The sequence below is a fragment of the Streptomyces sp. SP18CS02 genome (genome assembly GCF_036322365.1).
GTDB lineage: Bacteria > Actinomycetota > Actinomycetes > Streptomycetales > Streptomycetaceae > Streptomyces.
This window is the reverse complement of sequence record NZ_JAQYXC010000242.1, coordinates 1-316: the sequence shown is the minus strand read 5'-3', so window position 1 is coordinate 316 and position 316 is coordinate 1. Positions and strand designations below refer to the sequence as shown.

Genomic DNA, 316 nt, shown 5'->3' with positions numbered 1-316 from the left:
GGTGCTGCTCCTGGCGCTGAAGCAACCCGGGACCACCGTGGCCGGTACCTCGCAGCCGCAAGATCGCCTCCCACGCCGAACCCAAGCTCAACCAGGCGGCCGGCACCGCGCAGAGCGCGCGCATCGACGCCGACTCCGCCGCCAGCCGCATGTCGCACGAGACCACGGTCCCCATGAGGTGCACGACATGGCGCATGCGCAACGCTTCCCCGGTCACTGGCCTGCCTCGTCGAGGGCGCTCTGGAGGGAGGTGATGTAGCCCTGGCTGGTGTAGGTGGCGCCGGAGACGGCGTCGATGCGCGCGCTCTGCGCGGTG

At 71.2% G+C, this 316-nt stretch carries 2 protein-coding genes; both read right to left on the bottom strand.

What is annotated here, in order from left to right; all coding sequences use genetic code 11:
- Positions 1-196 (bottom strand): hypothetical protein (locus tag PUR26_RS02355; protein WP_329868623.1); only part of this gene is annotated, 196 nt, incomplete at its 3' end.
- Between the two features lie 17 nt (positions 197-213).
- Positions 214-316, bottom strand: a 103-nt coding sequence (locus PUR26_RS02350; protein ID WP_329868625.1) for an FMN-binding protein, incomplete at its 5' end; no start/stop codon positions are given.